This window comes from Marivirga harenae (genome assembly GCF_030534335.1).
GTDB lineage: Bacteria > Bacteroidota > Bacteroidia > Cytophagales > Cyclobacteriaceae > Marivirga > Marivirga harenae.
This window is the reverse complement of sequence record NZ_CP130565.1, coordinates 3,616,985-3,629,960: the sequence shown is the minus strand read 5'-3', so window position 1 is coordinate 3,629,960 and position 12,976 is coordinate 3,616,985. Positions and strand designations below refer to the sequence as shown.

13 protein-coding genes are annotated in these 12,976 nt (G+C 35.0%); 6 read left to right on the top strand and 7 right to left on the bottom strand.

The genetic code is table 11. The features are described from left to right. Nucleotides 1–189: 189 nt before the first annotated feature. From Q3Y49_RS15435 to Q3Y49_RS15425, 3 genes are all read right to left on the bottom strand, one after another. Nucleotides 190–2,667: a TonB-dependent receptor gene (locus tag Q3Y49_RS15435; protein WP_303269394.1), complete on the bottom strand. Its 2,478-nt coding sequence runs from the start codon at nt 2,665–2,667 to the stop codon at nt 190–192. 123 nt (nt 2,668–2,790) lie between these two features. Beyond that, nucleotides 2,791–4,140: an MATE family efflux transporter gene (locus tag Q3Y49_RS15430; RefSeq protein WP_303269392.1), complete on the bottom strand. Its 1,350-nt coding sequence runs from the start codon at nt 4,138–4,140 to the stop codon at nt 2,791–2,793. Between the two features lie 28 nt (nt 4,141–4,168). Further along, nucleotides 4,169–4,597, bottom strand: coding sequence for a hypothetical protein (locus Q3Y49_RS15425; RefSeq protein ID WP_303269390.1), 429 nt, complete (start codon nt 4,595–4,597; stop codon nt 4,169–4,171). Nucleotides 4,598–4,743: 146 nt separating this feature from the next. Between Q3Y49_RS15425 and Q3Y49_RS15420 the strand changes: the two genes are divergently transcribed. Further along, the gene (locus Q3Y49_RS15420; protein ID WP_303269388.1) at nt 4,744–5,586 is read left to right on the top strand and encodes an alpha/beta fold hydrolase; all 843 of its coding nucleotides are present in this window, start codon (nt 4,744–4,746) and stop codon (nt 5,584–5,586) included. On the opposite strand, the gene Q3Y49_RS15415 is transcribed toward Q3Y49_RS15420, so the two are convergent. Together Q3Y49_RS15415 and Q3Y49_RS15410 are read right to left on the bottom strand one after the other, a co-directional pair. Further along, nucleotides 5,526–5,936: a DoxX family protein gene (locus tag Q3Y49_RS15415; RefSeq protein ID WP_303269386.1), complete on the bottom strand. Its 411-nt coding sequence runs from the start codon at nt 5,934–5,936 to the stop codon at nt 5,526–5,528. The two genes, Q3Y49_RS15420 and Q3Y49_RS15415, sit on opposite strands and share 61 nt — an antisense overlap. Continuing rightward, nucleotides 5,908–6,306, bottom strand: coding sequence for an alkyl hydroperoxide reductase (locus Q3Y49_RS15410; protein WP_303269384.1), 399 nt, complete (start codon nt 6,304–6,306; stop codon nt 5,908–5,910). The genes Q3Y49_RS15415 and Q3Y49_RS15410 overlap by 29 nt, the downstream gene beginning before the upstream one ends. Before the next feature lie 145 nt (nt 6,307–6,451). Between Q3Y49_RS15410 and Q3Y49_RS15405 the strand changes: the two genes are divergently transcribed. The 5 genes from Q3Y49_RS15405 (at nt 6,452) to Q3Y49_RS15385 (ending at nt 9,774) form a co-directional block, all read left to right on the top strand. Further along, nucleotides 6,452–7,036 carry a hypothetical protein gene (locus tag Q3Y49_RS15405; protein WP_303269382.1) on the top strand — a complete coding sequence of 195 codons (585 nt, stop codon included), beginning with the start codon at nt 6,452–6,454 and terminating at the stop codon, nt 7,034–7,036. Nucleotides 7,037–7,119: 83 nt separating this feature from the next. Further along, nucleotides 7,120–8,043 (top strand): lysylphosphatidylglycerol synthase domain-containing protein, encoded by a 924-nt coding sequence (locus Q3Y49_RS15400; RefSeq protein ID WP_303269380.1) that lies wholly within the window; start codon nt 7,120–7,122, stop codon nt 8,041–8,043. After that, nucleotides 8,040–9,176: a glycosyltransferase gene (locus Q3Y49_RS15395; protein ID WP_303269379.1), complete on the top strand. Its 1,137-nt coding sequence runs from the start codon at nt 8,040–8,042 to the stop codon at nt 9,174–9,176. Before Q3Y49_RS15400 ends, Q3Y49_RS15395 begins: the two co-directional genes overlap by 4 nt. Continuing rightward, nucleotides 9,145–9,402 carry a hypothetical protein gene (locus Q3Y49_RS15390; protein ID WP_303269377.1) on the top strand — a complete coding sequence of 86 codons (258 nt, stop codon included), beginning with the start codon at nt 9,145–9,147 and terminating at the stop codon, nt 9,400–9,402. Before Q3Y49_RS15395 ends, Q3Y49_RS15390 begins: the two co-directional genes overlap by 32 nt. Before the next feature lie 9 nt (nt 9,403–9,411). Next, on the top strand, nt 9,412–9,774 hold the full coding sequence (locus Q3Y49_RS15385; protein WP_303269375.1) for a DUF3703 domain-containing protein: 363 nt from the start codon (nt 9,412–9,414) through the stop codon (nt 9,772–9,774). Nucleotides 9,775–9,905: 131 nt separating this feature from the next. Here Q3Y49_RS15385 and Q3Y49_RS15380 read toward each other — a convergent pair whose 3' ends face one another. Next, nucleotides 9,906–10,331, bottom strand: a complete 426-nt coding sequence (locus Q3Y49_RS15380) for a hypothetical protein (protein WP_303269373.1) — start codon at nt 10,329–10,331, stop codon at nt 9,906–9,908. 77 nt (nt 10,332–10,408) lie between these two features. Beyond that, nucleotides 10,409–12,853 carry a zinc-dependent metalloprotease gene (locus tag Q3Y49_RS15375; RefSeq protein ID WP_303269372.1) on the bottom strand — a complete coding sequence of 815 codons (2,445 nt, stop codon included), beginning with the start codon at nt 12,851–12,853 and terminating at the stop codon, nt 10,409–10,411. Between the last annotated feature and the right edge of the window lie 123 nt (nt 12,854–12,976).

Sequence of the window (12,976 nt, the reverse complement as noted above, 5' to 3'; positions counted from 1 at the left end):
ATGATAAATGAATTTAAGTTTGTCTATGATGTGGGCGATTCACTCTGTTGATATTTAAATTATCATATTTACTCAATTCCAAACTTAAGCAGAAGTGCTGCCTCAATTTTGGTTGAAAATGTATTTTGCATAAAAAAAAGGGTCGGATACGTTACGTATCCGACCCTTTTTTTAGGTCGTTACAGCCAATTAAAACGATTGGCCATCATCTCCTCCAGATTTTTGATCATCATTAGAGATTCGACTTCGCTTTGTCCTTGCTTTGTAATCTAGCTGACCAAATTTATAGCTGAAGTTAATTCCAAAAGAACGAAATGGAATCGCAAAGACATTTCTTTGGTAGAAATCGCTATTTTCCTCTCCTAATTCACTTTCAAATGGTTTTCTAGCCTTAAAAGGTTCTATTATAGAAAGACCAATGCTTCCTCTTTTTTCCCAGATCTGCTTTTTTATTCCCATGCCAAAAATTGAAAATGCCGGGTTATATCCTTGCAAGGTTTGTCTCCTAGGTCTCGCAAATCCAAAAGCATCTATAACCCAGTCTTTTGGTAATTCAATATTTGAATTAATATTACCGCTAAACAACCACGCATTGTTTTCAACCTCCTGCCCTTGAATAATTCCTTCTGACATGAAATAATTAGCATTTATTCCACCGCGAACAGTCCAAATATCAAAAAATTTAGTGGATATAAATACGTTACTCCCTACGTTTTGCTGTGTTCCCACATTATCAAAAGTAGTCACAGTAGCATCTCTTTCTGGGTCTTCGAAAATCACGGATTGAATGACTTCGCTGATATCATTGTAAAAGAAAGAAAGGTTAAACGATGTGCCTTTTAAAAATGTACTATAACCGAGTTCGTAATTATCAGATAATTCAGGATTTAGCATGGGATTACCAAAGCTGATATTTCGAATATTTCCTATTTCTACATATGGATTTACATTACCCAAACTAGGCCTTTGAATTCTTCGATTATAAGCTAGCTTTAGGGAGTTGAACTTGCCAAACTTTTGACTGACTATGATGCTGGGTAACCAGTTTTCATAAGAAATAGGGCCAAATGCTTGCTCGGTAGCTTCTTCAAAATTTCCCTCTAAGCCTGTGTACTCGTATCGAACTCCTGCTATCACGCCTAATTTTTTTGTGATATTAGTTTGAGTAGAAATGTATCCTGCAAATACATCTTGATTATAGAAGAAGATATCTGTTCTATTATCCACTACTTGGTATGAATTTGCACCCTCTGGCTGCTCTTCGTAGCGAAAATCACTATCTATATCGCGAATAATGGATTTAAAACCAGTTTCTAATTTGAAATTCTCTCCCATTGGATGAGTGTAATCAAGTTGTACAGTATTTTCTCTGTTATTTCCATCATTTACATTTCGTCCAACTTCATAGTTTTCTGGATTCTCTTGATTAATCTCAAATTCTTGATCTCTAACATTACCATCTATTTTGTATGAAGCTGAAAATTCTCTTCCTTCTTGTTCTGGAAATTTCATTACATAGTCTAATGACCATTCATATCCCCAGTTTTGTGAGAAGTTGTCTTGAAATCTTTGAAATGAGCTCTCATCTCCTCCTAAGTTTTGTGAAACTGTATTGGTTCCAGATGAAGTACTATTGAATCCGCGTAACCTTAGACTAGTCGATAAACTATGGTAAGCGTTGAAGTCATAAAATGCACCCATATTTCCAAAGTAACCCAATCGATTGCTCAAGTTTTCTCCATTTTGTTCGCGAATATTTTCTTGACCATTAACTACCGTTCTTTGGTAGAAATCTGTCGTTGCATACTGCGGCCAGGAATAAAATGAACTACCGTTTGCATTAAAGCCCAATCTACCTTTTCCTGCATTAATACCAACAACACCTCTATTAATTCGAGTACCTGCAGTTAAATCTACATTTCCTGCAAAACCTTGGGGGGTTTGTTTTTTAGTAATTATGTTGATAATACCGGCAGTACCTTCACCATCATACTTGGCGGAAGGGGAGGTGATTACTTCTACACTTTTAATCTGATCAGAAGGAATCATTTTCAATGCATCTCCCGTATTTGCTCCAAACATACTACTTGGTTTTCCATTTATTAGTATTTGAACGTTTGAGTTTCCTCTCAGGGAAACATTTCCGTCCTGGTCAACCGCTAGGAGGGGTGCTCTTCTTAAAACATCCGATGCATCCCCACCCATGTTAGCAACATCCTGTTCGGCATTGTAAACTATTCTATCTATTTTGTTTTCTATGGTTTCTCTTTTACCCGCAACAACTACTTCTTCTAATTGATCTGTGTCTGTTACTAGCTGTATTTTTTCGAAAGTAAAATCAGGCTCCTTTGGTGTCAATTCCACTTCTTGTGTAAATTTTTGGTAACCCACAAATGAAATTTCGATAATATACTTTCCAAGTTTTAAACCTACGATCTTAAACTTGCCGTCATCACCAGTTACAACTCCGTTAACGGTTTCACCACTTGCTGGTGATTTTACAACTACAGTTGCATACGAAACAGGCTCAGAATTTTTTTCATCTAAAATAGTTCCATCAATTTTCCCAGTAATTTGCGAATTTCCGGCTCCTCCATAACCTCCTCTTTGTTGCGCGAAAGAGTAATTTACGGTCACTAGTAATAAAATAATGTATATATACTTCATAATTAAAATTTATTAATACAAAGTTAGACACATAAAAGATGCTAATGTTTACCATAATACACCGAAGGCGATTCTGTGTTACTTATACCAACTTATCTGGGATAAAAGGAGATGTGATTTTTGTTATACTGATGATGGATTAAGTACAATTTTCTTACTATCGTATAATAGATAGCTCATGCAAACAATTGCCGTTGCGAGGTCTGCAATAGGGAACGCAATCCATATTCCATTAATTTCATAGAAACTTGGTAATATCAAGAGAAGAGGTATCAGAAAGAAACCTTGCTTAGTCAATGTTAATAGAAGTGCAGGCAAAGCTTTGCCTAACGCCTGAAAATACGCTGAACTAATTAGCTGGAATGCGATTAAAGGTGTCATCAAAAATGTAATTCTTAATGCCGGAACAGTCTCTTTTATTAAATCTTGATCATTAGTAAAAACACTGACTATTTGAGGTGTGAAAATCAAGATGCCTGCGTAGATAACAGAAGAAAGTACTGTAGCAGAAATGATGGCATTTCTTAAAGTCAAACTAACCCTCTTAAATAAATCCGCCCCATAATTATAGCCTATAATAGGCATGGAACCTTGTGTAATCCCTATTGCAGGGACATTTACCAACATCATCATCCTATTTATAATTCCGTACACTGCAATAGCACTTTCTCCTCCATATTTAAATAAAGAATTATTCAATACTAAAAACAGTAAACTCACTACTCCTTGACGGGCAAAGGTTACTGATCCTATAGAAAAAATCTCTCCAGTAAGTTTTAGGTCCAAAACAAAATCTGACTTCTTTAATATAAATCCAGTTTTGCCTTTCAAAAAGAAATAACCTGCGTAAGCAGCACTAAAAAGGTACGAAAATGTAGTTGCCCAAGCAGCTCCTTCAATTCCCCATCCTAAAACCGCAATAAAAATCGGGTCTAAAATGACATTTACAATTGCGGGAACAATCATGACTACCATCGCAACCTTAGGGTATCCAACTGCGCGAAAAATACTGTTGGACATCATGGCAAATGCCAATACAGGGATTCCCAATAATAGGATTGTGAAATACTCAACGGTTGGTTGGAGAATATCTCCCTTTGCTCCAAAAGCTGCAAGTAACGGTTCTATAAATATCCAACACGCCAAACTAAAAAATATTCCTAAAATGAAAGTTAAGGTAAGCTGATTACCAAATGTTTTATTGGCTTTTTCTGTTTTGCCAGAGCCAAGAGCTCTTGAAATAATAGAAGCACCACCGATTCCGATCCCCATCCCAATTGAAGAAATCAAAAATGTTATAGGAATAACTACAGTGATGGCAGCGATCCCTACTGAGCCTACATAATTACCTACAAAAATAGTGTCGACAATGCCATATATGGATAGCGTTAGAATTCCAATTGCGGATGGAACTGCTTGTTTTCTTAATAAGTAGTTTATAGGCTTAGTGCCGAATTCGTCTGAGGAGGTCATTAATTATTTTTATTGCAGGTATATGTAACTACATATAATGTTTAATGTTGTCTATTCTACCGATGAAATTCAAAATTACGATAAATGTCCACATTATAGTTCGCCTCCAATTTATTTGAACCAATTTAGTCGCTGCGGTTTGCATTTCATTAGCTGTTTCAATCTGATTATGTAGCGGCACGGCCTGAAAAAAGGTAGTGGTCCAGAGTAAAATGATTAAAATACATTGTGTGAGAAGAATCAAGTTAAAATCATTATAAGTCAAGTAGAAAGTACTAAAGAGCTGGATTAGCATTAAGGGCATAACTACCACAGATATCATGGTTGTGTACTTTGGATGCCAAGACAATAGATTTTCATTATTCATGTATGTAAAAGATGGGTAGATAATTAATTGCACCAACCAGATTAGTATTAGTAAGCCAAAATCTGATAATTCTTTTATGTATTGAATCATTTGTAGGATTTAAGAGAGATATTTTAACAGCGCTTTCTATAAAGATAAATGTTTTTTCAGCATTCTGATTTACCTTTCCAGATCTATGCAGTTTCTCATAGAAAATAAATCTTTTAACAAAAGCTAATGGTCGATGTTTAGTCAATATGAAAAAAACATCTCTCCATGCTGTTGTTCAGTTGAATGCTTCCTCCAAAGAATGGGTAGTTTTTGTTCATGGAGCAGGTGGAAGCACAGCCACCTGGAAATATCAAATAGAAACTTTTAAATCATTTTATAATATTTTACTCGTTGATCTGCGAGATCACGGGAAATCTAAAAATATCGAACCCGAAATAGAGAAATATAATTTTGATCTCATTTCAAAAGATTTAAAAGACTTGCTTGATGAGCATAAAATTAAAAAGGCACATTTTATTACCTTAAGCTTTGGCAGTGTCATCATGCAAGATTTAAGCATCAAGCACCCAAAATTGGTGGCGAGCGCAATTTTTGCTGGAGGTATTTTCAAAGCTAATAACTTGATAAAATCTTTTGTTCAATTGGCTCGGATTTTCAATTTGTTTTTACCCTATAAATGGATGTATAGCATCTTCTCATACTTATTGATGCCTTACAGAACACATCAAACATCAAGAAAAATTTACCAAAAGCAAGCCCAAAAGTTGACTCCAACTGAATACATGAAATGGGTTGGTTTATATGGCGAGTTTTTCAAGCTTTTGGATAGGTTTTATTGTCAAGAAATTAACTTTCCAGCACTAGCATTGATGGGTAAAGAGGATTACATCTTTTTGAATTCTGCTAAAAGTTTTGCTAAAAATCACCCCTCAGTAATCTATAAAGAAATCATGGAGGCCGGTCATATCTGCAACATCGATCAAGCAGAAATTTTCAATGAACTGGCACTTGACTTTACTCGTCAGCATCAGTACAAGGAAACAGTTGACTTCCCTACTCTCCATGCCCATAAAATTAAAGCGGGATGAACAACTATTAATCTTAACCATCCAATCCATTCCGGAACGCATAGACCATTCTCAATGCAGGAACCAATTTGAATGAAATAGATGTGTGAAGGAACAAAAGCCAAAAGTACAATAATCGTGATAAAAGAAGTAGTTTTTCTGCTGGGGTAGAAGAAAAGTCCTCCTGCAAGTAGAATTTCGGCTATCCCACTAATCTTATTAATTTCTTCGGGATTTTCGAAAAAGGGTGGAATCAGTGGCCAATAAAATTGCGGATTAATAAAATGATTAACTCCTGCTATCAAATAGAATCCGGCTATCAGCCACACTGAACCCTTCATTTCAAGATAAGTTCCAATTTGTTTTAACATGAACGTCTTTTAAAATTAAGAAAAATGGTATCCACCATATGAAATCATTGGTAATTAATGTAAAAATGAATTCAAATGGAACGAATCCTTGCACATAATTAAATATAAAACCTATGGGTCCAAATATCTTTCCTAGAAAGCCTACCATTATTATCGGCCAGTGTCTAAGTGGATTATGTGATGACCACCAGTATCCTAAACCATAAACGCCAATGACCATTCCCATCCCTTGCCAGACCATCGGATGATTAATTCTTTCCATACCAACTAAATCGAAGAAATGTTGAGGAAACAGAACGACCCAGCCTCCCCATAGTATATTATAGATAGCTGCTATTTTTAAGGTAATTTTTTGATATTCTATTTTCATGTTGCAACAACTTTCATCGCTACAAATTGTTGATGGAATTATGGATTATTATAATTCATTTTGGCATAAGTTTTTTTAATTCCATTCGTTCAAACTATATTTACAGCCAATTAAATGGGTACTTTTTACGACAAATAGATTTATTATGAGATACACACTTTTGGTTATTTTTACAATGATTGCTTTTGCAATTCAGTTTGATGCATTTGCTCAAGAGGATGCTAAGCTATCTGAGCAATACCAAAATATGGTAGAAAGCAGCGAGACTTTTGAAAAGTATAAAGTTATTCCAATCATTAAAGTCAATTCTTTTGGAGAAGTTTTAAGTGATACTATAAACAATCTTAATCAGCAAGTCTCTTCAGCGAAAGATGTACAATTGACAGCTGAAAAGGAAAGAGATTCTGCCAAAGCGCAAATGAATGATTTAAAGGCTGAATTAGAGCAAGCACGAAGTGTGGTAGATGAAATGCCCTTGTTTGGTATCCCCATGACAAAAACTACTTATAATATTGTCATGTGGTCTTTAGTCGTGATTTTATTGGCTGGGTTAGTAATCGTCTATATCATGTTTATGAATAGCTTTCGATTAACTAAACAAGCTAAACGCGACAAAGAAAGAGTAGATGAAGAACTGGAAGATTTAAGAAAGAGATCACACGACAAGCAAGTTAAAATTAAAAGAGAACTCCAAACCGCTTTGAATAAGCTGGAAGAATATAGAAGATAGAAACAGAAATTTTCTTGATATTTTGAAAACCACCTACTAATGTGCATCATTGTATGGTGGTTTTTTAATTTTTATACAGAAGCTTGAAAAAATATCTGCTGATTGGCCTTAAAGTCTTTATAACACTATTGGTGCTGATTTTTTTATATGAAAAAATTAGTGCAGACCCATCAGGCTTTATTGCTGCCTTCAAATTATTTAATCAAAATATAGTTGTTTTGTTTGTAGTCATATTCCTAATGCCATTTAATTGGTTGATGGAAGTTTTGAAATGGAAATACTCCATTCAACCTATTACCCAAATCACGATGTCAAATGCAGTAATTGGGGTTTTGGCGGGAGTCGCACTTGGATTTGTGACACCCCACGCCATAGGAGATTATTTCGCTAAAGTGTTTTCAATAACTCATCAAGACCGGAAAAAGGCATTAGGATTGATCTTAATTTCTCGCATGATGCAAATGCTACCTACTGCTTTGTTTGGGTTGTTAGCCTTATTCATTTATTCTCAGAGGAGCTTGGTCGAGATTGAAATTCCTTTTTCTATCACTTATCCATTTTTAAGCATTTTGGGTTTTATAATTATAATTATTTTCATTCTCTTATTCTTGAAGCGAAAACACCCAAAAATTCACGAATATATCGAGCCTGTCAACAGGATGGGCTTCAAACTGATCACCATTTTAACGGGGCTATCCTTTCTCAGGTACTTAATCTTTAGTACTCAATTTCTACTCTTGTTATCTGTTTTGAACCTAAAAATCGATGTCTTTCTACAATTTATGGGTATAGCTTTCATGTTTTTAGCTAAATCCGTTCTCCCAACTTTTAATTTCTTAAGTGATTTGGGAATTAGGGAATTTAGCGTAGCCTTATTCTTCGACAGTCTAAATGTAGAAGTTGCACCGATTATCGCCTCTGGGTTGATTTTATGGCTGATAAATATTGCTTTGCCCGCATTAGTGGGATTATTTTTTATTCCTCAACTTAAATTGAAAAATACGTGATTTTTGCATTTTTCTCTTTAGTTATTATGCTCTATGGATTAGCCTTGCTTTTCGCCTCTAAAACATGGAAGAGTTTGCCTCAATTAAATGAAAGTGGAGAACTTAAATCCGTAGCAATAATAATTCCTTTTAGGAATGAGTCCAAAAATTTAGATAGTTTGCTCAAAAGTCTGTCTGGTTTAGATTATCCAGAGGAATTATTGGAAGTGATTTTGATTAATGATCATTCTAATGATGATTTCAAAAAAATCATTCAATCCTTTGAAGCTAATTTTCCCTTTAAGATTATAGTCCTTAGTCTGTCTGGAATCTTAAATGGAAAAAAATCAGCTATTGCAGAGGGTATTAAACATGCAGAGGCAGAGATCATTTTGACTTCCGATGCAGATTGTGTTTTTCCAGTGGATTGGGTAAAGAATATGCAGGCACCCTTCGGAATTGAGAAAATTCAGTTAGTTAGTGGGAGTGTCGTGTTCAAGTCTAATAATTTCCAATCCAAAATATTTCAAATAGAATTTGCACCTTTGATAGGAACGGGTGCAGTCAGTATCGAGCTCAGTAATCCTAGCATGGCAAATGGTGCCAATTTGGCTGTTAGAAAATCCATCTTTGAAGAACTAAACCCCTATGCTGATAATTTAGCAATACCATCTGGGGATGATATTTTCTTGTTGCAGAAAATTAAATCTGAATATCCTGGTGGTATATTTTTTCAAAAGGAAGCGGTAGTCGAAACAATTGCTCCGGAAAATTTAAATCTGTTTTATAAACAAAGAAAGCGTTGGGCTGCTAAATGGAGTGCTACGGCTAACTTGAAAGACAGTTTACCTGCATTATCGGTATGGTCCTTTCATTTAATTTATATCACGGCTGTCTTTTATAGTTTAATTAACTTTGAATTTTTGATTCTTTTACCGATCATTATTTTTAAAATTCTTACGGAAGGGCTATTTATTTCACTTATTCTAAAGTCTCAAAAACAAAAGTTTAGTTTATTCGCTTTTGGTTTATTGCAGTTGTTTTATAGTTTTTATGTTGTGATATTTGGTCTATTAGCCAATTTTGGGAGCTACAGTTGGAAAGAAAGAAAATATAATAGTAATGAACGATCAGGAAATCGATTTAATGGATGAATTGTATTTTGTGCAATCCTATAATGAAGTAAAGGATGCTTTGGGTTGGGAAAATGAATCTCTTCAAACGCATCTATTAGCTTTAAATCAAAAGGAGTACATAAAGATTTTGGTCAATCATGATGAAGAATATCCACATCAAATCAAAGATAGAAATTCAGTTCCTTGGAATGATCTTTATTTTTTAGCTACTAAAAAGGGATTATTGGAACATAATGGATTTTAAAATATCAGTATGAATTTTAACTATAAATTTCCGGATGGTTTAAGGCCTTACTATGAGAAGGAACTTAGCGAATTTAGAATGAAACTTAATGCACAGCATTACCAACTTGCTTGGAGGCATTTAGAACGAGCTCACATCATTGGACAGGCATTTCCCTTTCAACATTCCTATGTGCATTGGTTAATGTTGAACTTTGGATTTAAGATCAAAGATTTTAAAGAAATTGTAGGTCAAATTCCAAGGCTATTGGTGGGCGGAGTAAAATCTTTTGTCGGAAAAATTCCCGTTGGAAATACAGGAGGTGCTAATGTACCACCATTGCAACCAATGGAAATTCCTTCTGACTTACAGTTGATCTTGGAAAAAGCTTAATTCCTGCAAAGCAATAGTAAGCATAGAAGTTAGCTAATAGTGCTTCAAACCTGACAGATTATGGGGCGAAAATAAACCCATATGCGCAATAGGCCAGTTACCTATTCTACTCAAGTTTGAATTATGTTATATTATTCTTTTTTATTGAACTTATATCTAATTCCCCAACTTCCCCCAAAATACGCTCCAAATCCATCAAAAGGAAAGCTAGGTGAGAATTCCATTAGAAAGCCAAAACTCTTGTTCTCAAAAGGATAAAGATTTAGTCCAACAGGAATAACTAAGGTTATATCCTCCTCAATTCCTGTAAATGCGGATAGGCCGCTGTAAAACTCAAATGATTCTTTTTTGACAAAATCATAGTTTAGCATCAATTTCAAATACAAGTTTTCTATCAAAGTATTGGGATAAAGTCTGATTTCTGGTCTAAATTTATCATTGATCTCATATGCATAAGCCAGCTCTCCACCATTTGGCGATTGATGATAGCTTACGATTGATTGTGAAAATGATAAAGCGGGTAAAAGGCTTAATGCTAGAATACAAATTAACTTCATTGTGGTTCAATTTAATACATGATAAAATATTTCAACTTTAACGTTAGATGTAATTAAAATATTTTATCATGTATTTTTTAATAATCACAACTTCCAATCGGACTACCAGGTGGAAGTGCAGGAATAGGTGCGATATCATACTCCTCAGGTGATTCCATAAATAGTTTAATTTGAGTTGCAAGCATTTGATTTTGAGCTTTCTTTAATTTGCTGTCTCGGTAATTAGGTTTAGACAATTTAGATGAAATATCACGTAAAACCACAAGCAGCTCCGCCCTGGCCAAAGGAGAAAGACTTCCTTTTTGAACACTGCTCATCAATTTATTCACAAAAACAGATTGAGTTGTCAATTGTATTGCTTCCTGATAGTCATTATTCACTTTTGAACTAAATAAAGTAGCCTGAAAGATATCCATAGTTTCCTGAATCCCAGGATATTTTTTATCCCTTGCATGATATTCCACTAATCTACTTAATCTTTGAGGATGCATAAGAAGGTCAAAAACCATTGATGAAGCTTGTTCTGCAGCACCAATTGCATCAAAAGTCAATCCTGTTCTTCCATTTAAAAGTTCTCTACCATCATAATAACCTAAAGGTCTAGGATATAATGTATTTAATAATTGTTCTGGTAACGCTAAGTTTTCAGCGGTAACAGAGTTGGCTAAACTATTAGCTGCTTCTAATTGCCATTCAGCTGGAACAATTCTCATTTCCTTTAAATTATCATCCCTCATTTTATAAGAGTAATCTAATCCTCCAATCAGCTTTGAAGTTGCTTCTGCTTGATAGCGATGAAGAAAATAGATCGGAATTAAAGCTTCTTGAATTTGTGCCAACGGTTTGTCGTATTGAATAACATTTTCGCCAAATTTGGAAAGTGCTTTTTGCCTTACATTGAGCAAATGGTTTAGTTGAACTACTGGATCTTTGCCATTGTCCCATAAATGAGCATATGGATGAGCACCACCAGTTGCCCTTGCATCTCTATCGGAAATAAAAGTTAATCCCTTCTCATTGGCTTCGTTTATAATACTTTTCAAGTATTGCTCTTCATTTTTACCAGAAGGTATTTCTTCATAACCATAACGAATGGCGTATTTATCCCACAGACCAATATTTTCAGCATAGGCATTATCAAGGGTGATATTTCCTTTTTCGTCTAATTCTACATTTGGGTGAGGATAATCCATCACAGAAGCATCATTTTCAGTGCTTGAAGAATAAGAGTGAGCTAAACCGATAGTATGACCAATTTCATGAGCTGATAATTGCCTGATTCTAGCCAATGCCATTGCTTCCATGGCATCGTTTTTACCGGTTTTATCGTAAGGCGCTAATAATCCCTCTGCAATTAGGAAGTCCTGTCTAACTCTTAATGAACCTAAGCTTACATGTCCTTTGATAATTTCTCCGGTTCTAGGGTCAGTCACACTAGCGCCATAGCTCCAACCGCGTGATGACCGGTGTACCCATTGAATTACATTATATCGGATATCCAAAGGATCTACACCTTCTGGTAGCATTTCAACTTGGAAAGCATTTTTGTAGCCCGCAGCTTCAAATGCTTGATTCCACCATCTGGCTCCATCCAACAATGCTGAACGAACTGGTTCTGGTGTCCCAGGATCCAAATAATAGATGATTGGTTCAACAGCCTCGCTTTTTGCTGCTGCTGGCTCTTTCTTTTGTAATCTATGTCGGTTGATCAGTCTTTGATTGATGTCTTCGTTGATCGGAACGGCATAATCCTTATAGGTTGTGCCGAAATATCCTGCTCTTGGGTCAAATTTTCTTGGCTGGTATCCATCATCAGGCAATTGCACAAATGAGTGGTGCTGTCGAACGGTAATATTATCAGCATCAGGAGTTACAGAATAAATTTCCCTGCCTTTTGCTTCCCCATTAAATGAAATCCAAAAATCAAGTTCCGTATTTTCAGGAAAATTACCTGAACCCTCTATATTGAATACTGAACGACTCTTATCTAAACTAAAAGCCCCCTCATTTGATTGCTTTAATCTTTTACTTACACCATGTGCATCTCGGATAAAAAAATCAGTGGCATCGACTAAATGTGACCAATCATTAGAGGCTTCAATTTCAAATCCGTGAATGATGGAATGGGAAAATGCATCTTTAACGGCTTTTTTCTCTGCTGCATTATCAGTGTTGGCTCGGAATTTATAATTTGGTTCAAAAACCATGATTTTATTTCCGATCTTCTCAAATTTAATGATTTTGGAATTACCAATTTGTCCTCTGTCTAAGCCAATATCATTGGATCCTAAACCCGCAGACAAGTAGGTTACATATATGAGTTCTTCATTTAATTTATCAATCTCAAGGTATATTTTACCCTTTTCTGGATCCCAGTAGTAATTTATAAATCCACTGAATTTCTCTTTCCCCTTTATTAATTTATCGTATTTAGATAATTCAGGCTCAGTAGTTTGATTGTTTTTCAAGGCGTTACATGAAACCGCAAAAAGTAAAATGAAAATATAGAAATAATGCTTCATAGTATTTTTTTATTTTCTGAAAGGTAAAAAAATATCTTAAAACATATTGACGGAATTATTCAAATGGTCAATCGATAAGTTCACTTTTTGATCCATAAGGTCTTTCTTGATACCAAATTGACA

Coding starts and splice junctions, on each gene's coding strand:
- Q3Y49_RS15390 (WP_303269377.1), top strand. CDS start 9,145: ATGAACGATCAGGAAATCGATTTAATGGATGAATTGTATTTTGTGCAA.
- Q3Y49_RS15380 (WP_303269373.1), bottom strand. CDS start 10,331: ATGAAGTTAATTTGTATTCTAGCATTAAGCCTTTTACCCGCTTTATCA.
- Q3Y49_RS15405 (WP_303269382.1), top strand. CDS start 6,452: ATGAGATACACACTTTTGGTTATTTTTACAATGATTGCTTTTGCAATT.
- Q3Y49_RS15420 (WP_303269388.1), top strand. CDS start 4,744: ATGAAAAAAACATCTCTCCATGCTGTTGTTCAGTTGAATGCTTCCTCC.
- Q3Y49_RS15410 (WP_303269384.1), bottom strand. CDS start 6,306: ATGAAAATAGAATATCAAAAAATTACCTTAAAAATAGCAGCTATCTAT.
- Q3Y49_RS15415 (WP_303269386.1), bottom strand. CDS start 5,936: ATGTTAAAACAAATTGGAACTTATCTTGAAATGAAGGGTTCAGTGTGG.
- Q3Y49_RS15430 (WP_303269392.1), bottom strand. CDS start 4,140: ATGACCTCCTCAGACGAATTCGGCACTAAGCCTATAAACTACTTATTA.
- Q3Y49_RS15425 (WP_303269390.1), bottom strand. CDS start 4,597: ATGATTCAATACATAAAAGAATTATCAGATTTTGGCTTACTAATACTA.
- Q3Y49_RS15375 (WP_303269372.1), bottom strand. CDS start 12,853: ATGAAGCATTATTTCTATATTTTCATTTTACTTTTTGCGGTTTCATGT.
- Q3Y49_RS15385 (WP_303269375.1), top strand. CDS start 9,412: ATGAATTTTAACTATAAATTTCCGGATGGTTTAAGGCCTTACTATGAG.
- Q3Y49_RS15435 (WP_303269394.1), bottom strand. CDS start 2,667: ATGAAGTATATATACATTATTTTATTACTAGTGACCGTAAATTACTCT.